This is a genomic window from Pantoea sp. K16, assembly GCF_048452805.1.
Taxonomy (GTDB): domain Bacteria; phylum Pseudomonadota; class Gammaproteobacteria; order Enterobacterales; family Enterobacteriaceae; genus Pantoea; species Pantoea agglomerans.
Map to the genome: position 1 here is coordinate 303,778 of NZ_JBLWNV010000005.1, position 23,918 is coordinate 327,695.

General features: G+C 56.9%; 16 protein-coding genes and 1 tRNA gene. 13 read left to right on the forward strand and 4 right to left on the reverse strand.

The genetic code is table 11. From position 1 onward, the window contains the following. Positions 1 to 92 precede the first annotated feature (92 nt). Both ACK13D_RS09100 and mutH read right to left on the reverse strand, forming a co-directional pair. Entirely contained in the window at positions 93 to 803 is a 711-nt protein-coding gene (locus ACK13D_RS09100) for a TerC family protein (protein ID WP_010248654.1), read from the reverse strand. A 99-nt stretch (positions 804 to 902) separates the two neighbouring features. Then, positions 903 to 1,580, reverse strand: a complete 678-nt coding sequence (mutH, locus tag ACK13D_RS09105; RefSeq protein ID WP_010248652.1) for a DNA mismatch repair endonuclease MutH — start codon at positions 1,578 to 1,580, stop codon at positions 903 to 905. A gap of 684 nt (positions 1,581 to 2,264) precedes the next feature. On the opposite strand from mutH, the gene rppH reads away from it, so the two are divergent. The 12 genes from rppH to recD all read left to right on the forward strand — a co-directional run bounded on the left by rppH (position 2,265) and on the right by recD (position 20,778). Beyond that, positions 2,265 to 2,792 carry an RNA pyrophosphohydrolase gene (gene rppH, locus ACK13D_RS09110; protein ID WP_009087042.1) on the forward strand — a complete coding sequence of 176 codons (528 nt, stop codon included), beginning with the start codon at positions 2,265 to 2,267 and terminating at the stop codon, positions 2,790 to 2,792. Positions 2,793 to 2,804: 12 nt separating this feature from the next. Continuing rightward, entirely contained in the window at positions 2,805 to 5,051 is a 2,247-nt protein-coding gene (ptsP, locus tag ACK13D_RS09115; RefSeq protein WP_010248647.1) for a phosphoenolpyruvate--protein phosphotransferase, read from the forward strand. Between the two features lie 326 nt (positions 5,052 to 5,377). Continuing rightward, positions 5,378 to 6,259 (forward strand): prolipoprotein diacylglyceryl transferase, encoded by an 882-nt coding sequence (gene lgt / locus ACK13D_RS09120; protein WP_010671040.1) that lies wholly within the window; start codon positions 5,378 to 5,380, stop codon positions 6,257 to 6,259. Further along, positions 6,256 to 7,050, forward strand: coding sequence for a thymidylate synthase (gene thyA, locus ACK13D_RS09125; RefSeq protein ID WP_033772525.1), 795 nt, complete (start codon positions 6,256 to 6,258; stop codon positions 7,048 to 7,050). The genes lgt and thyA overlap by 4 nt, the downstream gene beginning before the upstream one ends. Before the next feature lie 187 nt (positions 7,051 to 7,237). Next, positions 7,238 to 7,708, forward strand: a complete 471-nt coding sequence (locus ACK13D_RS09130; RefSeq protein WP_115758843.1) for a prepilin-type N-terminal cleavage/methylation domain-containing protein — start codon at positions 7,238 to 7,240, stop codon at positions 7,706 to 7,708. Next, entirely contained in the window at positions 7,705 to 8,232 is a 528-nt protein-coding gene (locus ACK13D_RS09135; protein WP_187501498.1) for a prepilin peptidase-dependent protein, read from the forward strand. Before ACK13D_RS09130 ends, ACK13D_RS09135 begins: the two co-directional genes overlap by 4 nt. Beyond that, complete coding sequence (locus ACK13D_RS09140; protein WP_418796206.1) at positions 8,229 to 8,633, forward strand: DUF2509 family protein; 405 nt, start codon at positions 8,229 to 8,231, stop codon at positions 8,631 to 8,633. The genes ACK13D_RS09135 and ACK13D_RS09140 overlap by 4 nt, the downstream gene beginning before the upstream one ends. After that, the gene (locus ACK13D_RS09145; protein WP_244641243.1) at positions 8,593 to 8,919 is read left to right on the forward strand and encodes a prepilin-type N-terminal cleavage/methylation domain-containing protein; all 327 of its coding nucleotides are present in this window, start codon (positions 8,593 to 8,595) and stop codon (positions 8,917 to 8,919) included. Before ACK13D_RS09140 ends, ACK13D_RS09145 begins: the two co-directional genes overlap by 41 nt. A 101-nt stretch (positions 8,920 to 9,020) precedes the next feature. Next, positions 9,021 to 12,398, forward strand: coding sequence for an exodeoxyribonuclease V subunit gamma (gene recC / locus ACK13D_RS09150; RefSeq protein WP_418796208.1), 3,378 nt, complete (start codon positions 9,021 to 9,023; stop codon positions 12,396 to 12,398). A gap of 108 nt (positions 12,399 to 12,506) precedes the next feature. After that, a complete protein-coding gene (gene ptrA / locus ACK13D_RS09155; RefSeq protein ID WP_418796209.1) occupies positions 12,507 to 15,404 on the forward strand; it encodes a pitrilysin in 2,898 nt (965 codons plus the stop codon). Next, positions 15,401 to 18,940: an exodeoxyribonuclease V subunit beta gene (gene recB / locus ACK13D_RS09160; RefSeq protein ID WP_418796211.1), complete on the forward strand. Its 3,540-nt coding sequence runs from the start codon at positions 15,401 to 15,403 to the stop codon at positions 18,938 to 18,940. The genes ptrA and recB overlap by 4 nt, the downstream gene beginning before the upstream one ends. Then, the gene (gene recD, locus ACK13D_RS09165) at positions 18,937 to 20,778 is read left to right on the forward strand and encodes an exodeoxyribonuclease V subunit alpha (RefSeq protein WP_010671032.1); all 1,842 of its coding nucleotides are present in this window, start codon (positions 18,937 to 18,939) and stop codon (positions 20,776 to 20,778) included. Before recB ends, recD begins: the two co-directional genes overlap by 4 nt. Before the next feature lie 50 nt (positions 20,779 to 20,828). Here recD and argA read toward each other — a convergent pair whose 3' ends face one another. Next, positions 20,829 to 22,157, reverse strand: a complete 1,329-nt coding sequence (gene argA / locus ACK13D_RS09170; RefSeq protein ID WP_010248624.1) for an amino-acid N-acetyltransferase — start codon at positions 22,155 to 22,157, stop codon at positions 20,829 to 20,831. 232 nt (positions 22,158 to 22,389) lie between these two features. Between argA and amiC the strand changes: the two genes are divergently transcribed. Further along, the gene (gene amiC, locus ACK13D_RS09175) at positions 22,390 to 23,634 is read left to right on the forward strand and encodes an N-acetylmuramoyl-L-alanine amidase AmiC (RefSeq protein ID WP_010248623.1); all 1,245 of its coding nucleotides are present in this window, start codon (positions 22,390 to 22,392) and stop codon (positions 23,632 to 23,634) included. Between the two features lie 110 nt (positions 23,635 to 23,744). Here amiC and ACK13D_RS09180 read toward each other — a convergent pair. Beyond that, positions 23,745 to 23,821, reverse strand: a tRNA-Met gene (locus ACK13D_RS09180). Positions 23,822 to 23,918: the final 97 nt, after the last annotated feature.

Here is a 23,918-nt window from a genome sequence, read left to right on the forward strand (position 1 = left end):
GTGCAAACAGTGTAGTAATAAATGGTTTTGCCGGCAGGGTTAATCGTATGAATCTGAAAATAACCGGGCGAGCAGGCTCGCCCTTGACTTTATCAGGCGTGCTTTTTCTTACTGCGCATCAGGTTAAGACACTCAACCGCCATTGAGAAGAACATAGCGAAATAAATGTAACCTTTTGGTACGTGGACCGCAAAACTCTCCAGGATCAGGGTGAAACCGACCAGAATCAGGAAAGAGAGAGCCAGCATTTTCACTGACGGATGGCGGTCAACAAACTCACCGATCGCGCGCGCAGCGAACATCATCATCAGCACGGCAATAACCACCGCCGCCATCATAATGAACAGATGATCGGAGAGGCCGATGGCCGTGATCACCGAGTCGAGGCTGAAAATAATGTCGAGCATCATGATCTGTACAATCGCACCCAGGAAGGAATGGACGCGGGTGTTGTGTTCGCCTTCGCTGCCTTCGATCGTTTCATGGATCTCCATGCTCGATTTCCACAGCAGGAACAGTCCGCCGAACAGCAGAATCAGATCGCGCGCCGAGAACGCATGATCCATCAGCGTAAAGAGCGGGTTAGTCAGACGGGCTACCCACGCGATAGAAGCCAGCAGGCCAAGACGCATTAGCATCGCGCCCATCAGACCAATGCGACGTGCGCTGGCTTGCTGGTGTTTTGGCAGTTTAGCAACCACCAGCGACAGGAAAATGATGTTATCAATACCCAGCACCACCTCAAGGATGGTCAGGGTGCCCAGCGCCAGCCAGGCGTTGGGATCGGAAATCCACTCAAACATACCGACATTTAATCCTAAACGAAAAGTAAACGGCGATTATACGCATTCAATTCGCCGATCTCCCATAAAATTGCGACACATCAACGCGGGTGGCGACGTTCAGAGGAGAAAATGACGCGCCAGCAGGGGCCCGGTGAAGCTTTTCTTCAGGTAGAAACCGCGCGGCAGCGTCATGATTGGCTGGCCCTGATCGCCGATTCCTTCTGTCAGCGCTTTGCTATTGGCGGCTTTGGGCCGGATTTGCAGCCAGGCACCATGTCGCGCGGTAATCTGCTCTACGCGACCCAGCACAATCATATCCATCAGCTCTTCCCAGTCCTGCCGCAGCATCTCATCTTCTTCCGCATCGGGGCTCCATAACAGCGGCGCGCCGACACGGCGTTCCCGCAGCGGAATCTCACGTCCGCCTTCAACCGGGATCCACAATACCCGCGCCAGCTTGTGGCGCACATGGCTGGTGAGCCAGGTCACGCCGCTGTTGCCGGTCAGAGGTGCCACGCAGACAAAGGTGGTTTCCAGCGGCTTACCCTGCGCATCAATCGGGATAGTTTTCAGTTCGATACCCAGATGGGCAAAGTCCTGCTCCGCTTTGCTGCCTGCGCTGGCACCAAGATGCCACTCCAGCAGCATGCCGACCCAGCCCTTGTCGCGTTTGAGATCCGCAGGCATGGGCAGACCGGCGCGCGCGGCCAGGGTTTCCAGGGTCAAACCGGCTAAATCCTGCGCGCGTGCCAGCAGGCTGGCTTCATCTTCAGGTGGTCCTGGCTGGTAACTCATGGTGAACACTCGCAATGATTAAAATTTGTACAACAGCAGGTGAGTCACGTTTCTCACATAAATAATCCGCGTCAGGGATCGATAATAACATGATAGATCGTGCTTTTTTTAGCGGATTGCACGCTCGCCGCCCCAGGTGCTTCAGGGTTATCCCAGCTTACCCGCAACAATGAACAGGATCTCCAGCCCGGTTATCCACAGAAAAATGGGATAACCACCGTCTGAGTGTGGTACTGGTTCCATTTACAGCCTTGACTTTTCACGATCTGGCCATAATTTCGCCGCTCTGGCCTAACCCTGAGCGATTATCTGTGGATAAAAAGCAGTGTGCTTATATTTTAAGCAATTGTCAGTTACCATGAAAATATTCACTGTTTATAAAAGATTTACTGGTAAGGTTTTTGATTTAATATCATTAAAAATCATACGGATGTGTTGCTGGTTATTTTTGGCTCTTCAGCGCGCACGGAAAAGGTTATTCAGATAACTCCCGCGTTCTGCACAAAGCTATCCACAGAAAAGGTGAATAAGATCGATCTTTTTCACGGTCATTGTTTATAACTTTGCCATTTTCTGTGAGTTATCCCGGCGATGATGGCTTAACCCCCCATGAATCCAGTGGTTTACCGCCTGTAAGGAGTGTGAAACAATCAGCTCATTCAAATTTTGCTTTGAGGTAGTCCGGTGATCGATGATGATGGCTACCGCCCGAATGTTGGTATCGTAATCTGTAACCGGCAGGGACAAGTGTTATGGGCCAGGCGCTTTGGACAGCACTCCTGGCAATTTCCTCAGGGAGGCATCAATCCCGGTGAAACCGCAGAACAGGCGATGTATCGCGAACTGTTCGAAGAAGTCGGATTACACCGGAAAGATGTTCGAATACTTGCTTCTACCCGTAACTGGTTACGTTACAAGTTGCCAAAACGTTTGGTGCGTTGGGACACAAAGCCGGTATGTATCGGCCAGAAACAAAAGTGGTTTCTTCTGCAGTTAATGTGTAATGACGCGGATATCAATGTGCAGCACAGCAGCACGCCTGAGTTCGATGGCTGGCGCTGGGTCAGTTTCTGGTATCCGGTGCGTCAGGTTGTCTCCTTTAAGCGCGACGTTTATCGTCGGGTGATGAAGGAATTCGCTGGCGTGGTGATGTCTATGCAGGAGAGTGCGGGGCAGCGAAATAATCCTGCCCATCGACGTAAGAGAGGATAGGCCACGCCCTTTATGCTCACTCAGTTGCGCGAAATTGTAGAAAAAGTGGCGAGTGCGCCGCGTCTCAATGAAGCACTCGACATCCTGGTTAATGAGATCTGTCTGGCGATGGATACGGAAGTCTGTTCCGTTTACCTCGCCGACCACGATCGTCACTGCTACTACCTGATGGCGACGCGCGGACTTAAAAAACCGCGTGGCCGCACCGTGACCCTGGCGTTTGACGAGGGGATTGTCGGTTTAGTGGGCCGTCTGGCCGAACCGATTAACCTCGCTGACGCCCAGAGTCATCCCAGCTTTAAATATATCCCCGCAGTGAAAGAGGAGCGCTACCGCTCCTTCCTCGGCGTGCCGATTATCAGCCGTCGCCAGTTACTGGGCGTGCTGGTGGTGCAGCAGCGCGAGCACCGTCAGTTTGATGAAAGCGAAGAGTCGTTTCTGGTCACCCTTGCCACCCAGATGGCGGCATTGCTGTCGCAGTCGCAGATGGCTCAACTATTTGGTCAGTTCCGGCAGACGCGGGTGCGCGCAATTGCAGCTGCGCCTGGCGTGGCGGTAGCACCGGGCTGGGTAGATGAGACGCAGCCACTGCTCGATCAGGTTTCGGCTGCCTCAACGCTGGATGTCCATCGCGAACGTGAGCGTCTGTCGCTCGCCATGAGCGAAGCCACCAGTGAATTTCGTCGCTTCAGTAAACGCTTCAGCGCCAGCGCTCAGAAAGAGAGTGCGGCCATTTTCGACCTTTACTCTCACCTGTTAACCGATGCCCGACTGAAAAAAGATCTGTTCGATGAGATCGAACGCGGATCGGTCGCCGAATGGGCAGTGAAACAGGTGATCGAGAAGTTTGCTGAACAGTTTGCCAGCCTGACTGACACCTACCTGCGTGAACGCGCAGGTGATCTGCGGGTGCTGGGTCAGCGCCTGCTGTTTCACCTTGACGATACGCTGGTCGGCACCAATGCCTGGCCGGAACGCTTTGTGCTGGTGGCCGATGAGCTGACCGCCACCACTTTAGCTGAGCTGCCGCATGAGCGGCTGGCGGGCGTGGTGGTGCGTGACGGCGCAGCCAACTCCCATGCGGCGATTCTGACGCGCGCGATGGGGATCCCGACGGTCATGGGCGCTGACATCCAGCCTCATCAGCTCAACAAACGTTTGCTGATCGTCGATGGGTATCGCGGTGAGCTGTTGATCGATCCCGAGCCGGTGCTGGTGCAGGAGTACCAGCGTTTGATTAGCGAAGAGAATGCGCTGAGCAAAATGGCGGAAGGCGTGGTCGATCAGCCCGGTGAGCTGAAAAGCGGCGAGCGCGTGCAGGTGATGCTGAATGCCGGCTTAAGCCCGGAGCATGAGCAGACGCTGGGCAACTGGGTGGATGGCATCGGTCTCTACCGCACCGAAATCCCGTTTATGCTGCAGAACGGCTTCCCGTCGGAAGAGGAGCAGGTGGCACAGTATCAGGGCATGTTACAGCTGTTTCACAACAAGCCTGTGACGCTGCGTACCCTGGATGTAGGAGCAGATAAACAGCTACCCTACATGCCTATCAGTGAAGAGAATCCCTGTCTGGGCTGGCGCGGCATCCGCCTGACGCTTGACCAGCCGGAAATTTTCCTGGTGCAGGTGCGTGCGATGCTGCGTGCTAACGCCGCATCCGGCAACCTCAGTATTCTGCTGCCGATGATCAGCCATATCGATGAGATCGACGAAGCGAAAAAGCTGATCGATCGCGCAGGACGCGAAGTCGAAGAGATGCTGGGCTATACGATCCCCGCGCCGCGCATCGGCATCATGATTGAAGTGCCGTCGATGCTGTTTATGATCCCGCATCTGGCGTCGCGGGTCGATTTTGTCTCGGTTGGCACCAACGATCTGACCCAGTATCTGCTGGCGGTGGATCGCAACAACACCCGCGTGGCCAATCTCTACGACTCGCTGCATCCGGCGATGCTGCGTGCACTGAATACGATTGCGCAGGAAGCCCGTCTGGCCAATCTGGAATTGTGCCTGTGTGGTGAAATGGCCGGCGATCCAATGTGCGTGGCGCTGCTGGTCGGGCTGGGGTATCACCATCTCAGCATGAACGGCAAAAACGTACCACGGGTGAAATACCTGCTGCGCCATCTGGATCACGAAGAAGCACAGCAGCTCAGCGAGCAGGGGATGAATGCTCATACCGCCACTGAGGTTCGTCATCTGGTCTCGACCTTTATGGAGCGTCGCGGGCTGGGTGGATTAATCCGCGGCGGTCGCTAAACGCTACTTCAGGCTATTTTATTTGCCATTCTGGCCCTGGGCAGTGCTCACACAGGCTGCTTTAGCAACCTGAACGCCCGTCAGGGCGGCCCTGAAGGGGCGAGCACAGCGAGTAATCCTCACGTACTATGTGTACGCTCCGGTTGTTGCGCGCTGTCCGTGACCAGTCTGGCTGCAACAATGTACGCCTGACGAGTCAGACTCTGGGCGTTATCCGCGTTTACATTTGCGGGACAATTCACAAAACCGGCTGTGCTATGATGCGCAGCCTTAATTTATGTGCCTGACAACGCCCCTTTTCAGGGTTGAAAAATAGACGGTGAATGATGAATAACGGCTATATTGCATTTCCGCAGTTCGATCCGGTGATCTTCTCCATTGGACCGGTTTCGCTTCACTGGTACGGTCTGATGTATCTGGTAGGCTTTGTTTTCGCCATGTGGCTGGCTGTCCGCCGCGCCAATCAGCCGGGCAGCGGCTGGAAAAAAGAGGAAGTGGAGAACCTGCTTTATGCCGGTTTCCTGGGGGTCTTCCTGGGTGGACGCATCGGCTATGTGCTGTTCTACAACTTACCGCTGTTCCTGGAAAATCCACTCTATCTGTTCAAAGTCTGGGATGGCGGCATGTCGTTCCACGGTGGCCTCATCGGGGTGATTGTCGTCATGCTGGTCTTTGCCCGCCGCACCCGACGTAATTTCTTCCAGGTGGCTGATTTCATCGCGCCGCTGATCCCGTTCGGCCTGGGTGCCGGTCGTCTCGGCAACTTCATTAACGGTGAGCTCTGGGGCCGTGTCGATCCGGGCTTCCGCTATGCCATGCTGTTCCCTGGCTCCCGCAGCGAAGATGTCGCGCTTGCTGCCACCAATCCGCAATACCAGGCGCTGCTCAACACCTACGGCGTGCTGCCGCGTCATGCTTCGCAGCTCTATGAACTGGCGCTGGAAGGAATAGTGCTGTTTATCATCCTGAATCTGTTTATTCGTAAGCCACGCCCGATGGGCAGCGTCTCAGGCCTGTTCCTGATTGGCTATGGCGCCTTCCGTATTATCGTTGAGTTCTTCCGCCAGCCGGATGCCCAGCTTGGCCTGTTTGAAGGCGGAATCAGTATGGGACAGATCCTCTCTGTGCCAATGATTATTGCCGGTATTATTATGATGATCTGGGCGTATCGTCGTCGCCCGCAGCCACAATTTCGCGAGGAAAAATGAAACAGTATCTGGATTTAATGCAACATGTGCTGCACGAAGGCACGCCAAAAGCTGACCGTACCGGCACCGGTACGCTTTCAATTTTTGGTCACCAGATGCGTTTCAATCTGCAGGATGGTTTTCCGCTGGTCACCACCAAGAAATGTCATATCCGCTCGATTATTCATGAGCTGCTGTGGTTTCTGAAAGGTGATACCAACATCGGTTATCTCAAAGATAACAACGTCTCCATCTGGGATGAGTGGGCGGATGAGAATGGCGATCTCGGCCCGGTGTATGGCAAACAGTGGCGCAGCTGGGGAACGGCCAGCGGCCAGGAGATTGACCAGCTAAGCCAGGTGATGGAGCAGCTGAAGCGCGATCCCGACTCACGCCGGATTATCGTTTCTGCCTGGAACGTCGGCGAGCTGAGCGAGATGGCGCTGGCTCCTTGCCACGCGTTCTTCCAGTTCTACGTGGCGGACGGCAAACTCTCCTGCCAGCTCTATCAGCGCTCGTGCGACATCTTCCTGGGCCTGCCGTTTAACATCGCCAGCTATGCGTTGCTGGTACATATGGTGGCGCAGCAATGCGATCTGCAGGTGGGCGACTTTGTCTGGACCGGCGGTGATACCCACCTCTACAGTAACCATCTGGAGCAGGCGCGCCTGCAGCTGACCCGCGAACCGCGTCCGCTGCCATCACTTGTTATCAAACGCAAACCGGCGTCGTTGTTTGACTATCAGTTCGAAGATTTTGAGATTGAAGGCTACGATCCGCATCCCGCGATCAAAGCCCCTGTCGCCATCTGATTCGCGATAAAAGATAACGCCCTGGCTTCATCGCCGGGGCTTTTTTTTGCCCGCAAACCGGTAAATCTGCGGCAACGCTCGCACGCTTCTGCCAATTCATGCTGTTGGGGAAGATTCTCTGCGACGTACTTTCCAGCCTGCCAAACCGCGCCTTGTTTCATCTGTTCATCACCCGCACTCTGACGCTATGAAAACAGCACACTTACGCGGTTTTACCCTGCCGGAACTGCTGCTGGTGATGGTGATTGCCGGCATGCTGAGCGTTGCCGCGCTGCATGGCTGGCAGCGCTGGCAACAGCGGCAGCAACTGCGCGACAGCGCTCAGCAACTGCAGGGATTCCTGCTTCGGCTGCGTGCCCAGGCCAACCGGCAAAATAGCGATCTGGTTTTATGGTCACGGCCTGGCGATCCCTGGTGCATCGGTGCCGGAAGCCGCCCCGTTGCAGGCTGTGATAGCCGAAAACGGCTGCAATTCGTAGCGCCGCACGCTGGCGTTGCGCTCTATGACATCCGGGGTGAACCGGGCTTCTATGGCCGACGTAATGTGGCCCGGGCGGGCAGCATTGAGTTGGGTAACAGCACCGGACGAATGCGGCTGATTATCTCGGCAAGAGCCCGTATTCGCCTCTGCATGACGGATGAGGAGACGTGCCGTTGAAAATGGCCGGATTCAGCCTGCTGGAGATGCTGATCGCCTTAGCAATCAGCGCCGTCGTGATGTTAAGTGCTGGCCGTTTTCTGCCGCTGCTGCTGGCAGAGAACGCCGGCGTGATGCAACGGGCGCAGCTGCGTCAGGAGTTACAGCAGATGATGGCGACACTGGAAAAAGCGGTGCGGCGTGCCGGTTATTGTCACGGTGAGTGTGGCAGTGGGGCGCTGCAAATCAGAGAGAACTGCCTGCTGCTGCGCTGGGATGAGAACAGCAACGGTAAATGGGAAGGGGTGAGCCATGCAGAGAGTGACTATTACGGTTATCGCCTGCGACAACAGCAGCTTGAGATGCAGCGAGGTGTTGACCAGTGTCAGTCAGCGGGCTGGGAGCGGCTCTCCGACCCCGCGTTTATGACGCTGGAGCAGTTCAGCGTCAGCCAGCAGGGCACGCAGGTCAGATTAGTGCTGCAGGGACGGGCCGGACGCTGGCTTGAAACGATGGAGAGCTGGATTGAGGCAGAGAACCTGTGAAGCAGCGAGGCAGCAGCGCTCTGGGCATGGTGTTGATGATTATGGTCATTGGCAGCTTTACGCTGCATGCCAGCCGTAAGATGTCTGAGCAGGGAATGCGACTGCTGGCGGATGAGCAGCAGTTTATTCAGGATTTCTGGCGGGCGCAGTCTGCGCTGCAATGGGGCTTCTCCCTGAGCTGGTCAGCCAGTGAGGCGACCAGCTGTCAGCAGGATGATCGCCAGGGCTGGCGCAGCTGTTTACAACGAGGTGAAAAGGATGAAGGTCTGCTTAAAGGGGAGGCCAGCGGCAGTGGCATGGCAGTCTGGCAGTGGGTGCGGTTACGGGGCAATCAGATTACCGCGTTGCCGCAAGGCTGGATTGACTACTGCCCGCTTACGCCCCCGGCCACCAGCCAGTAAGCGCGGTGGATTCAGCCTGCCGGAAGTGTTGTTTGCTCTGCTGTTAATGGCATTAAGCAGCAGCACGCTGTTGCACTATCATCGCGCACTGGCACTGGGATTCAGCCAGCAGTGGTATCAGCGTGAGGCATGGCGGGTGGCTGAGCAGCAACTGATGGGACATGAGAGTCCCGGCTGGACCTCAATACTGCAACAGCAGAGCGGCCCTTCAGGTTGCACACTGGATCGGGCTGACGTGACGGGGCCTTATCAGCGCAGTGCCACCCTGACGCGGCTGCGATGTTAACTCTCCCCGGTCGCCCTTTTGATGGGTTTCAACCGCGATACGCGGTAAAGTGACAGAGCCGCAATACCGCAGTCACGTTCTGAGTTATCACAGGAGTTTTCATGTTTCACGTTTATCACTCAAATCAGCTTGATGTGCTGAAGATTCTGGCGGCTGCGGTGATTAAACATGACCCTCTTGATGATCCTTTCGCCTCAGAAATGGTGCTGGTGCAGAGTCCGGGTATGGCGCAGTGGCTGCAGATGGAGCTGGCGCAAACCTTTGGTATTGCTGCTAATATCGAATTTCCGCTGCCCGCCAGTTTTATCTGGGAGATGTTCGTCCGCGTACTGCCCGATATCCCGGTAGAGAGTGCTTTCAGTAAGGCCAGCATGGGCTGGAAGCTGATGCACCGGCTGCCGGAGATGCTGAAGCATGAAGAGTTTACCTCTCTGCGCCACTATCTCCATGACGACGGCGACAAGCGTAAACTGTTTCAGCTCAGCTCCCGCGTGGCCGATCTGTTCGACCAGTATCTGGTCTATCGTGCCGACTGGCTCAACAGCTGGGAGCGCGGCGAAACCATTGAGGGGCTGGGCGAGGCGCAGCGCTGGCAGGCCGCACTGTGGCGCGATCTGGTGAGTTATACCCAGGCCCTGCGCCAGCCTGAATGGCACCGCGCCAACCTCTATGCGCGATTTATCCAGACGCTGGATCAGGCGAAAAGCACGCCGGAAAATCTGCCCAAACGGGTCTTTATCTGTGGCATCTCTGCGCTGCCGCCGGTCTATCTGCAGGCGTTGCAGGCGCTGGGACGTCACATCGACATCCATCTGCTGTTCACCAATCCCTGCCGCGATTACTGGGGCGATATTCAGGATTATGCGTTTCTGGCGAAACTGCAAAGTCGTCAGCGCCGACGTCATGGTGCTGATGAATCACGCGGACTCTTCCGGGATGCAGAGCAGGCACCGGCGCTGTTTAACGACGCCGGTGAACAGCAACTGACCAATCCTTTGCTCGCCTCATGGGGCAAGCTGGGACGTGACAACCTGTTTCTGCTGAGCCAGATGGAGTCAAACGACGACATCGATGCTTTTGTCGATGTGGAGCCGGACAACCTGCTGCACTGTATGCAGCACGATCTTCTCAATCTGCAGGATAACGCCATCATCGGACTGAATGCGGCGGAACTGGCACACAGCGATCAGAAGCGCTGCCTTGATCCGGAGGATCGATCAATTGCGGTGCAGGTCTGCCACAGTGCCCAGCGCGAAGTTGAAGTGTTGCAGGATCATCTGCTGGCAATGATGGAGGCCGATCCGACGCTGAAAGCACGTGACATCATCGTCATGGTGGCGGATATCGACGCCTACGCCCCTTTTATTCAGGCGGTTTTCGCCAATGCACCTGCCGATCGCTATCTGCCGTTTGCGATTTCAGATCGCCGTGCCAGTCAGGCTCATCCGGCCATTGTGGCGTTTTTGCATCTGCTGGCACTGCCGGACAGCCGTTTTGTCTCGGAGGATGTGCTGGCGCTGCTCGATGTCCCGGCGCTGGCTTCCCACTTCGCCATTGATGAAAGCGGCCTGCGTTTACTGCGGCGCTGGGTCAGCGAATCGGGGGTACGCTGGGGGCTGGATGATGCCAGCGTAGAAGCCCTGTCACTTCCGGTTACCGGCCAGCACACCTGGCGCTTTGGCCTGCAGCGTATGCTGTTGGGTTATGCGATGGAGAGCCACAACGGTGACTGGGAAGGAATTCTGCCTTATGACGAGTCGGGTGGTCTGGTGGGGGAGCTGGCGGGACATCTGGCTGAGCTGCTCTCCCGGCTTAATCACTGGCGGCAGCTGCTTGCCGAACCCCGGCAACTGGCGGCCTGGCTGCCCATGTGCCGGGAACTGCTCAATGCCTTTTTCAGCCCCGATGCAGAAACCGAGGCCGCCTTGCTGCTGGTGGAAGAGCAGTGGCAGCAATTGATTGAATATGGCATGGATGCGCGGTTTGAAGAGGCGATTCCGGTGGCGCTGTTGCGTGATGATCTGCGTAGCCGGCTTGATCAACAGCGCATCAGTCAGCGTTTCCTGGCGGGGCAGATTAACTTCTGTACCCTGATGCCGATGCGCTCCATTCCTTTTCAGCTGGTCTGTTTGCTGGGCATGAACGACGGCGTCTATCCACGGACCTTAGCGCCGTTAGGTTTTGATCTGATGCAGCAGCAGTCCCGCAAAGGCGACCGCAGTCGCCGCGATGATGACCGCTATCTCTTCCTGGAGGCGATGATCTCGGCGCAGCAGCAGCTCTACATCAGTTATATCGGCCGGGCGATTCAGGATAATACGGAACGCTACCCCTCGGTGCTGGTCACAGAACTGCTGGATTACATTGGACAGAGTTTTTATCTGGACGGTGATGGCCATCTTGAACTGGATGAGAGTGCCGAACGGGTGCGGATGCACCTGCAGCACCTGCACAGCCGGATGCCGTTTGCTGCCGAAAACTTCCAGCCTGCTGCCAGACTGCAAAGTTTCGCCCGTGAGTGGTTGCCTGCCGCGCGGGGTGCGGGGCAGCCCCAGCCCGATTTTGTGCAGCCGCTGGAGGCGCCGTTAATTGATGCGCTCACGCTGGAGGCGTTCCTGCGCTTCTGGCGACATCCGGTCCGTGCCTGGTTCCACCAGCGGCTTGGCGTGAGTTTCTGGCTGGAGGAGAACGAACTGCCCGACAGCGAGCCGTTTGCGCTCGACAACCTTGAGCGTTATCAGATCAACGCGCAGTTGCTGAATGCGCTGGTCGAAGGCGAGGATACTCAGCGGCTTTATGCGCACCATCGTGCGGCCGGTAATCTGCCTTATGGCGCGTTCGGTGAGCTGTTCTGGCAGGCGCAGCGCGATGAGATGCAGGAAGTGGCGGCAGAAGTGGTCACCCAGCGCAGCGACGGCGAGAGCTGGGAAGTGAATCTGCAACTGGAGCAGGTCAGCTTAACCGGGTGGCTGACGCAGGTTCAGAGTGATGGATTGCTGCGCTGGCGGCCTGGCGTACTCAACATGAACGACGGACTGCTACTCTGGCTGGAACATCTGGTCTACTGCGCGCTGGGCGGCACCGGCAGCAGCCGGATGTTTGGCCGGCAGCAGAGCCGCTGGTGCTTCCTTGCCGTGCCGCAGGCAGAGGCGATTGCTGCGCTGAATGAGTATGTCACGGGGTATCTCGCGGGTATGCGTCAGCCGCTGATGCTGCTTAACAAAAGTGGCGGCGCATGGCTGACCGCCAGCTACGACAAAAAAAGTCAGCAGTTACTGACCGATGAGGCAACCCAGCTTAAGGCGCGTAATCGCCTGCTGACGGCCTGGTCAGGCAGCTATCAGGTTGAGGGTGAAGGCAGCGATCCCTATCTGCAACGTCTTTGCCGGGTGCTGGATGAGCCACAACTACAGCAGATAACTGAGGCGGCACAGCGCTGGTATTTACCGGTGCTGGCTGCACATCAGGATGATGAATAGCCGATCAGAAGGCGTTTTTGCTGACTGACTCATTACACAAAAATTTTGCTCTGCTTTGAGCCGCCGCGTCCGACATTGGCGGTTTATCGGGAAACGAGAGGGGTTTACATGCGGGTACACGCACGCTGGATAGCGGCGCTAATGTTAAGCCTGATGGCTTGCACAGCGCAGGCGCAGGAGCAGGCATCATCAGGCTGGCAGCCGGTTAACGACACCATTCGCAAAAGTGAACAGGATCCCCGCCACTATCAGGCTATCCGGCTCGATAATGGGATGACGGTGTTACTGGTTTCCGATCCTGTGGCACCGAAATCGCTGGCGGCGCTGACGCTGCCGATAGGATCGCTGGACGATCCCGATCAGCAGGCGGGACTGGCGCACTACCTTGAGCATATGGTGCTGATGGGTTCAAAGCACTACCCGCAGCCCGATAACCTGGCCGAATTCCTGAAAAAGCATGGCGGCAGCCACAACGCCAGCACAGCCTCTTACCGCACCGCCTTTTATCTGGAAGTGGAAAATGACGCGCTGGAACCGGCGGTTGATCGCCTGGCGGATGCGGTGGCTGAGCCGCTGCTGGATCCGGTTAACGCTGACCGCGAGCGCCACGCCGTGAATGCCGAGCTGACCATGGCGCGCTCGCGCGATGGCCTGCGTATGGCCCAGGTCGGCGCAGAAACCCTGAACCCGGCGCATCCGGCGTCACGTTTTTCGGGCGGCAATCTTGAGACCCTGAAAGATAAGCCAGGCAGCAAACTGCACCAGGCGCTGCAGGACTTTTATCATACGCATTACTCCGCCAATCTGATGAAAGCGGTGATCTACAGCAACAAACCGCTGCCGGAGATGGCGTCGATTGCGGCTAAAACCTTTGGCCGGGTGCAAAATCATGACGCCAGCGTGCCGGAGATTACGGTGCCGGTGGTGACCGATGCGCAGCAGGGCATCATCATCCATTACGTTCCGGCCCAGCCGCGCAAGCAGCTCAAAATTGAATTCCGCATTGCCAACAACAGCGATCGGTTCCGCAGTAAAACCGACACGCTGATCAGCTATTTAATCAGTAACCGCAGCAAAAACACGCTGACTGACTGGTTGCAAAAACAGGGGCTGGCCGACGGGGTGAATGCGGGCGCTGACCCGATGACCGAGCGTAACAGCGGCGTGTTTGCGATTACCGCGTCACTGACTGATAAAGGTCTGGCGCAGCGCGACCAGGTCGTGGCGGCGATATTCAGCTACATCAATCTTCTGCGTCAGCAGGGGGATGATAAGCGCTATTTCGATGAAGTTTCGCATGTGCTGGCGCTCGACTTCCGCTATCCCTCAATTACCCGCGATATGGATTACATTGAATGGCTGGCCGACACCATGCTGCGCGTACCGGTTGAACATACGCTGGATGCACCTTATCTGGCGGATCAGTACGATGCCGCCGCGATTAATGCCCGGCTGAAAGAGATGACCCCGCAGCATGCGCGTATCTGGTACATCAGTCCGCAGGAGCCGCACAACAAAAAAGCCTATTTTGTGGATGCGCCTTATCAGGTTGAGAAGATCACTCCACAAACCTTTGCAGACTGGCAGCAGCGCGCCAGCCAGATTACGCTGGCGATGCCCGTGCTAAACCCCTATATCCCGGACGACTTCACCCTGTTACCGTCAGACGGCAAAACGTATCAGCATCCGGTGAGACTGGATAACCAGGATGATATGCGTATTTACTGGATGCCCAGTCGTTATTACGCCAGCGAGCCAAAAGCGGCGATCACCCTGGCGTTACGCAATAAGCACACCATCAGTGATGCCCGTCAGCAGGTGCTGTTTGGCCTGAATGACTACCTTTCCAGCCTGGCGCTGGACGAGCTTAATTCACAGGCTTCAGTGGGCGGCATCAGCTTCTCAACGGGTGAAGATGAAGGGCTGGTATTCAGCGCCAACGGCTTCACTCAGCGTCTGCCGACCCTGCTGAAGAAACTGGTGGAAGGTTACGCCACTTTCCAGCCGACAGAACAGCAGCTGGAGCAGGCGAAATCCTGGTATCTGGAGCGGCTGGACGCGGCGGAAAAGGGCAAAGCGTTTGAACAGGCGATTCAGCCAATGCAACTGCTGTCGCAGCTGCCATATACCCAGCGCGAGGCTCGCCGCAAGCTGGTAAGCACACTCTCACTTAAGGATGTCACTGACTATCGCGATACGCTGTTCCGCGACGCGACGCCGGAGATGCTGGTAGTGGGCAACCTCAGTGCTGACAGCGTGACGCAGCTGGGGCATGAGCTCAAACAGCAGATGCAGAGTCATTCGACCCGCGACTGGCATAGTCAGTATGTCTCGATTAAAAAACCGCTGAAAGCCAACCTGCAACAAAAAGGCAGCAGCACCGACTCCGCCCTTGCCGCGCTCTATGTTCCACTGGGATACAGTGAATATCAGAGCATGGCGCACAGCTCCATGCTGAGCCAGATTGTGCAGCCGTGGTTCTACAATCAGTTACGCACTAAAGAGCAGCTCGGCTACGCGGTTTTTGCCTTCCAGATGCCAGTGGGTCGCCAGTGGGGAATCGGCTTCCTGCTGCAAAGTAACAGCAAACAACCGGGCTGGCTGTTGCAGCGCTATCAGGCCTTCTACCCGCAGGCGGAAAAACGTCTGCGTAGTATGAGCCAGGCAGACTTTGCCCAGTATCAGCAGGCGATGATCAATGATTTGCAGCAGCGTCCTCAGACGCTCTTTGAGGAAGCGGATCGCTTTAGCCGCGACTTTGATCGGCAGAATGATCAATTTGATACCCGGCAAAAAATGACAGAGCAGGTTCAGCGGTTAACCCCGGCCAGCCTGGCAGACTTTTTCCGGCAGGCCGTGATCGAACATAAGGGCATGGTGATGACTTCGCAGATTGCGGGCACCGGCAATGGCAAAGTTGAGTTTGCTCGTCAGCCTGGCTGGAAAACCTGGAGTGAAGTGGCACAACTGCAGCAGTCGCTGCCGGTAAAGAGTGAGATCCAATGACGCAGTTACCTCCCGTATCGCTGAATCCTTTAACGCTGCCGCTCAAAGGCGAGCGGCTGATTGAGGCGTCAGCGGGCACCGGAAAAACCTTTACCATTGGTCTGCTCTATCTGCGCCTGCTGCTGGGGCTGGGCGGTGAAAACGCCTACAGCCGGCCGCTCTCTGTCGAAGAAATTTTAGTCGTGACCTTTACCGAGGCCGCGACCGCCGAATTGCGCGGGCGCATCCGCGAGAATATTCATCAGCTACGTCTGGCCTGTATCCGCGGCAAAAGCAGCAATCCGATGCACCAGTTACTGCTGGAGCAGATGCCGGATCTGAGTCAGGCCGCCGCGCAGCTGCTGGCTGCCGAGCGGCAGATGGATGAAGCGGCCATTTTTACCATTCACGGCTTCTGTCAGCGGATGCTGAATCTCAATGCCTTTGAGTCGGGTATGCTGTTCGAGCAGGAGTTGATTGAAGATGAGCAGGCGCTGCTGAAGCAGTCGGCCGCCGATTTCTGGCGTCGTCAGTGCTATCCACTGAGTCTGGATGTGGCGCGGGTCATCGCCGCAGAGTGGAGCGGGCCGGACAGTCTGCTGGCCACGCTGCGCCCCTGGCTACAGGGGGAGTCGCCGGGGCTGAAACGTCCGCCTGCCGCCGATGAGACGCTGGCATCACGCCACGCACGCAATCTGGCGCGCATCGAGGCCATCAAGCAGCAGTGGCAGGCGCTCAGCGCCGATGTTGAGGGCATTATCACTGCATCTGGCGTTGATAAGCGCAGCTACAGCAGTAAACATCTGCCCAACTGGGTCGCCCGCGTCACGCAGTGGGCCAGCAGTGACACGCTGGATTATCAGCTGCCCAAAGAGCTGGAGCGCTTTGGACAGCAGGTGCTGGAGGAGAAAACTAAAAAGGGTGAAGCGCCGCGTCATTCGCTGTTTGAGGCGATCGATCAGTTTCTGGCAGAACCGCTGTCGCTGCGGGATGTCATCATTGCGCAGGCGCTGACCGATGTGCGCGCCACGGTGCAGCGCGAGAAACGGTTACGTGCGCTGTTAGGCTTCGACGATCTGCTCAGTAAACTGGATGAAGCGCTGCAGCAGCCAGGTGGCGTTTTGCTGGCAGAAACCATCCGGGCGCGTTACCCGGTGGCCCTTATTGATGAATTCCAGGATACCGATCCGCAGCAGTACCGCATCTTCCGCACGCTCTATATTAATCAGCCTGAACAGGCACTGTTTCTGATCGGCGATCCTAAGCAGGCGATCTATGCGTTTCGCGGTGCGGATATTTTTACCTATCTGCGGGCCAGAAACGAAGTCAGCGCTCACTACACGCTCGATACCAACTGGCGTTCATCACCTGAGATGGTCGGGAGCGTCAACCGCCTCTTTTCTCAGCTCGATTCGCCTTTTTTGTTCTCGGCGATCCCCTTTCAGCCAGTTAAGCCTGCTGCGCCCAATCAGTCGCTGAAACTGATTTTTGACGAGCAGCAGCAACCGGCGTTACGGTTCTGGCTGCAGCCTGGCGAGGGCGTGGGTAACAGCGATTACCAGCAGTTTATGGCACAGCAGTGTGCGGCCGATATCAGCTGCTGGCTGGTGGCCGGACAGCAGGGGCGCGCCCGCCTGGGCAAAGGCGAGGCGCTGCAGCCGGTGCGGGCTTCCGATATCACCGTGCTGGTGCGCAGTCGTAATGAGGCCGGTTTAATCCGCGACGCGCTGAATGCGCTGTCGATTCCTTCGGTCTATCTCTCCAGCCGGGACAGTGTCTACACCACGCCGGAAGCGCGCGAACTGCTCTGGTTACTGCAGGCGATACAGGCACCTGAGCAGGAACGTCTGCTGCGCAGCGCGCTGGCGACCTCAATCTTTGCTATTGATGCAGCAACGCTCGACGCGCTGACACAGAATGAACGTGAGTGGGATGCGCTGGTGGAGCAGTTTGCCGTCTGGCAGCAGCTGTGGCATCAGCGCGGCGTGTTACCGATGCTGCGTGATGTGATGATCAGGCGGCAACTGGCGGAGAATATGCTGGCCTCGGAGAACGGTGAACGTCGCCTGACTGACCTGATGCATCTGGGTGAACTGCTGCAGGAGGCTTCGGTGCAGCTGGAGAGTCCGCACGCCCTGGTGCGCTTCCTGGCGCAGCAGATTGCCCGGCCAAACAGCCAGGCCTCCAGCCAGCAGCTGCGTCTGGAAAGCGACCGCCATCTGGTGCAGATCATCACCATCCATAAATCGAAAGGACTGCAATATCCGCTGGTCTGGCTGCCATTTGCTGCCGGGTTCCGCGAGGCGGCCAGCGCGCTTTATCACGATCGCGACACGTTCACGGCACTGCTGGATGTGCAGGGTGATGCACAAAGTCTGGCGCTGGCCGAAGAGGAGCGCCTGGCGGAGGATCTGCGTCTGCTCTACGTGGCGCTGACCCGTTCGGTCTATCACTGCAGCGTCGGCATTGCGCCACTGATCAAAGGCACCCGCAAAAAAGAGGGCGAAAGCGATCTGCACAGGAGCGCACTGGGCTACCTGGTGCAGCAGGGCGAGGCGGCGGATGCGCAGCAGCTCACTCAGCGACTGAATGCGTTAACCGGTGAAGGGATTGCGCTGGTTGAAGAGGCTCTGCTGCCAGGAGAGATGTGGCAGGATGCGCAGCAGGGCGATGAGGTTTTAAGCAGCCGCGACATTACGCGCTCGCTGGCTGACGTCTGGCGGGTAACCAGTTATTCAGGCCTGCAACAGCATCACAGCTCGCCGCTGCTGGATGCGATGCCCAACTTTGATATTGATGCCGCGGGCGAAGAAGAGAAGGGTGAAGAGGCTGCATTGACACCCCACCACTTTCCGCGCGGAGCGGCACCCGGTACGTTTTTGCATGGTCTGTTTGAGTCGATCGACTTTACCGAACCGCCGGACAGCGTCTGGCTGGAAGATCAGCTGCAGCATAATGGCTATCCGCTGAGCTGGTTGCCGGTTCTGGAACAGTGGATTGACCGGGTCTTACATACGCCGCTCAATGCTGAGGGGCTGACGCTGTCGGCGATAAAAAGCAGCGAACGCCTGATTGAGATGGAGTTCTATCTGCCGATCAACAATCTGCTGACTGCGGCGGATCTTGACGCTCTGCTGCGCCGGCACGACAGCCTCTCTCAGCAGGCCGCCCCCCTGGATTTTCGTCAGGTGCGGGGCATGCTGAAGGGCTTTATCGATCTGGTCTTCCGCTGGCAGGGAAAATATTATCTGCTCGACTACAAATCGAACTGGCTGGGGGATAGCCACGCCGCTTACACGCCAGAGGCGATGGCGCAGGCGATGATTGGCCACCGCTACGATCTGCAATATCAGCTCTATACGCTGGCGCTGCATCGCTATCTGCAGCATCGCCTGCCGGACTACGACTATCAGCGTCACTTTGGTGGGGTGTTTTATCTGTTTTTGCGCGGGATGGATGGCAGCTCGCCGGACAACGGCATTTTCGCCACCCGACCTGCTGAAGCCTTTGTGGAAGAAATTGATGCACTGTTTGGTGAAACCGGGGAGATGTTATGAGTGACATGCTGAGTCTGCTGCTGCAGGCGGTAGAGAAGCGTCTCCTGCGACCGCTGGATATACAGTTTGCCCAACTGGTGGCCCCGGAATCACAGCCTGGGCTGCTGCTCGCTGCGGCCTGCGTCAGCGCTGACGCGGGTGAGGGGCACGTCTGTTTACCGCTGAGCAACCTTTGCGAAGCGAATCTGTTCGCTGGTCGCCAGCCTGCGCTGGCTCAGGCGATCTGGCACGCCGCTGGTGCGCCGGAAGACTGGACAGCACGCTTTGCTGACTGGTCGGCTGTGAGTGATGGCAGCCTGGTTACGCCGCTGGTGCTGAGTAATCAGCGTTTATATCTGCATCGGCTGTGGCAAAGCGAAGGCCGGGTCGCCGACTTCTTCGCTGCGCAGGAAGTGAAAACTGCGTTTGATATGCATGCTGCAGGCGACGTGCTGAACAGCCTGTTTGACGACCAGCCGGAGAACTGGCAGAAAATTGCGGCGGCCGTGGCGCTGACCCGCAAGACTGCGGTTATTTCCGGCGGGCCGGGTACCGGTAAAACCACCACAGTGGCGAAACTCCTCGCTGCCCTGATTCGCCTGAATCCCGGTGCACTGCGGATTCAGCTGGCGGCACCGACCGGCAAAGCCGCCGCGCGACTGACCGAGTCACTGGGCAGTGCACTGCAGGAACTGGCGGTCAGCGACGAAGAACGCCGGCGTTTTCCTGCCGAAGCCACCACGCTGCATCGCCTGCTGGGCGCACAGCCCGACACTCAGCGGCTGCGCTACCATGCCGGTAACCCACTGCACCTTGATGTGCTGGTGGTTGATGAAGCGTCGATGGTCGATCTCTCAATGATGGCAAAACTGATCGCCGCGCTGCCTGCCCATGCCCGCGTCGTGTTTCTGGGCGATCGCGATCAGCTGGCCTCGGTCGAAGCCGGTGCGGTGCTGGGCGACATCTGCCGCTGCACCGAAAGCGGCTACAGCCTGGCACGGGCTGAACAGCTCGCGCTGCTGACCGGCTGCACACTGCAGGGCAGTGACGATGTGCAGGCACCCGCAGTCCGCGACAGTATCTGTCTGCTGCAGAAGAGTTATCGTTTTGATGACTCATCAGGCATCGGCCAGCTGGCAAAAGCGATCAATCGTGGCGATGCAGAGCAGGTCAGGGCGGTGTTTGCTGCGGCTTATGAGGATATCAGTTACCAGCCGCTGAACAGCGCTGACGCTTATCAGGCGATGCTGGATGAGGTAGCCCAGGGTTATCAGCCCTTCCTGCAGTTGATCAGACAGCAGTCGTCGCCCGCAGAAGTGATTGCCGCTTTTGGCCGTTATCAGCTGCTGTGTGCATTACGTGACGGGCCATTTGGCGTGCAGGGTCTGAACCAGCGTATTGAGCAGCGACTGATGCAGCTGCAACGCATCCGTCGTCCTGGCATGGGCAGCCGCTGGTATGAAGGGCGTCCGGTGATGATCACCCGAAATGACAGCGCGCTCGGCCTGTTTAATGGCGATATCGGCATGACGATGCGGGATGAAGAGGGCAACCTGAAGGTCTTTTTCCCGCTGCCGGATGGATCGATCAAGGCGATTCAGCCGAGCCGGTTACCCTCACATGAAACGGCCTGGGCGATGACGGTGCACAAATCACAGGGCTCGGAGTTTGATCATACCGCGCTGGTGATGCCCACGCAGTTTCTGCCGGTGCTGACCCGTGAACTGGTCTATACCGCGATTACACGTGCACGGCGGCAACTGACCATCTACAGCGAACCCGGCGTATTTCAGCGTGCCGTGCAGCTGCAAACGCAGCGACGCAGCGGTCTGGTGGAGCGACTGGGGGAATCTGGCTGAGAAGAGAGGGGACAGACCACGCGGGGGGTGCCTGTCCCTTACGGATTGAATCAGGTGAGATCGGCCATCAACACTTTTGAACGGCGCTGATAGTTATACATCTCTTTCTTACTCTCGGGCAGGGACTCAATATCTACCGGCGTAAAGCCGCGTTCCTGGAACCAGTGGATGCTGCGGGTGGTTAACACAAACAGTTTTTCCAGCCCCATCTGGCGTGCCTGAAGTGCCACGCGTTGCAGCAACATCTCACCGCGTGAAGAGCTGCGATAGTCAGGATGAACCGCCACACAGGCCATTTCGCCAATCTTCTCATCCATAAACGGATAGAGTGCTGCACAGGCGATGGTCAGATTATCGCGCTGAATGATGGTGAACTTATCAATTTCCATTTCCAGCTGCTCGCGCGAGCGACGCACCAGAATACCCTGCTGCTCCAGCGGACGGATCAGTTCGAGGATGCCGCCGATATCATTGATATTGGCGCGACGGATCTGCTCTGCCGACTCCATAACGATCTGGGTACCGATACCGTCGCGTGAGAAGAGCTCCTGCAACAGCGCGCCATCTTCCTGATAACTGATTAAATGGCTGCGGCGAACACCACTGCGGCAGGCTTTCACCGCCCCACGCAGGAAGCGAACGGTCCCGGAAAGATAATCGCCTTCCTTTTCAATCTCATCGATACGGGCCTGCGCATCATTCGGGAAGAGCTCGGAGATGATTTCACCCTCGCTGTTCAGCACGCCCTGCTCAGAGCAGAAGCCGATCATTTTCTCCGCTTTGAGTTTAATCGCCAGCTGGGTAGCCACTTCTTCCGAGGTCAGGTTAAAGCTTTCGCCGGTAACTGAAACCGCAACCGGGCCCATCAGCACAATCGCATCGTTATCCAGCTGACGATGAATGGCCTCTTCATCAATACGACGGATACGGCCGCTGTGACAGTAATCCACGCCATCATCCACGCCCAGCGGCTGTGAAATAATGAAGTTGCCGCTGACCACGTTGATATGCGCGCCCTGCAGCGGCGTGTTGTTGAGACTCATTGAGAGGCGGGCCGTGATATCTAACTGCAGTCGGCCAGCGGCCTGCTTCACTAACTCCAGCGATTGCGCGTCGGTGACCCGGGTAAACTTATGGTAAACCGGCTCCAGCTGCTGCTGAGCCAGGCTGGCATCAATCTGCGGTCGTGCGCCATACACCACGACGAGGCGAATGCCCAGGCTGTGCAGCAGGCCGATATCATTAACGATGCCAGAGAAGTTCTCATGCTCAATCGCTTCGCCACCCAGCATGATGACAAAGGTTTTACCCCGGTGGGCATTGATATAGGGAACGGTATGGCGAAAACCCTGAACCAGTTCGGTACTACGTTCCTTCACGGCCAACCCTCAGTGAATGTTTATTCGTATTTTTTGTATTTTTATGCTTTTACGCCCGGTTTTGCAAGTCTTAATCCTGACGAAAATTTACGTTTTTCTGGGTGTCAAAGCCGCTAACAGCCTGCATTATTTAGGGTTTCCGGGGTGACATCATGCTGCGGATTGGATAAAGTTTTCGCCGCCATTTTAGTAACTGGCGCTTTTTTAGACATTACACAGCAGCTGGAGCGGCATGTCAGACGTTAATTCCCATTTTTCACGCAGACGATTTTTACAGGGGACGGGCGCCTTACTGCTGTTAAGCGTCAGCCGGACAGGGTTGGCGGCGAAGAACCACATTGTGGCGGTGCGTATCTGGCCCTCATCGACCTACTCGCGGATGACGCTGGAGTCCAATGTTGCGCTGAAGTACAAGCAGTTTGCGCTGAGCAATCCCGAACGCCTGGTGATTGATATTCAGGGCCTACATCTCAATCCGGTTCTGAAAGGGGTAGATAAGCAGGTTCGGGTCGACGATCCCTTTATTAAAAATGCACGTGTGGGCCAGTTCGACAGCAACACAGTGCGCGTGGTACTGGAATTAAAGCGCAACGTCGCGCCGAAGATCTTTAATCTCTCGCCGGTCGCCGGGATCAATCACCGGCTGGTGGTCGATCTCTATCCGAGCCAGAACCAGGTTGAGGATGATCCACTGCTGGCTCTGCTGAAAGATTATAACCAGGGCGATCTGGAGAAAGATGAAGGGGTGCAGGCGCCCTTACCCGGCAAAGCGGGGCGCGATCGTCCAATCATTATCATGATCGATCCCGGTCACGGCGGGGAAGATCCGGGCGCGCACGGCAAATATAAGACTCGCGAGAAAGATATTGTGCTGAAGATTGGACGGCGACTCAAAGCGCTGATCGATAAAGAGTCCAATATGAAAGCCTATATGACGCGCAATGAAGATGTCTTTATTCCGCTGCGCGTCAGGGTTGCCAAAGCCCGTAAACAGCGTGCCGACCTCTTTGTGTCGATCCATGCGGATGCCTTTACCAGCCGCGCGGCACGCGGCTCTTCAGTGTTTGCCTTATCAACCAGCGGTGCCACTTCGGCGGCGGCTCGTTTCCTGGCTCAGACTCAGAATGAATCAGACCTGATTGGCGGCGTCAGCAAAAGCGGTGACCGCTATCTCGATCACACCATGTTCGATATGGTGCAGCGTCAGACGATTCATGACAGCCTTAAATTCGGCAAAGAGGTGCTGCATCGCATGGGGCGCATCAACCATCTGCACAAACGCACCGTGGATCAGGCCGGATTTGCGGTGCTGAAAGCCCCTGATATCCCGTCAATTCTGGTCGAGACGGCGTTTATCAGTAATGTGGAGGAGGAGCGCAAGTTGCGAACCACCCGTTACCAGCATCAGGTGGCAGAGGCGATTCTGAACGGCATCAAAGCGTATGTGGAGAGTGGGGCGGCACTGGCCCATCGGTAAAGGAGTGCGGGTAGCCGGGCTATCCGCGCGCTTTTCAGGGCAGAGAGAGGCTGAAGCGGCTTTTGGGAACGTCAGAAACAAAAAAACACCCTTTCAGGTGTTTAAATGATTGGTTGCGGGGGCCGGATTTGAACCGACGACCTTCGGGTTATGAGCCCGACGAGCTACCAGGCTGCTCCACCCCGCGTCCGTATCATACTTTTTTCACATTGTGACTTCTGTAAAACAACTGCAGAAGTATTGGTTGCGGGGGCCGGATTTGAACCGACGACCTTCGGGTTATG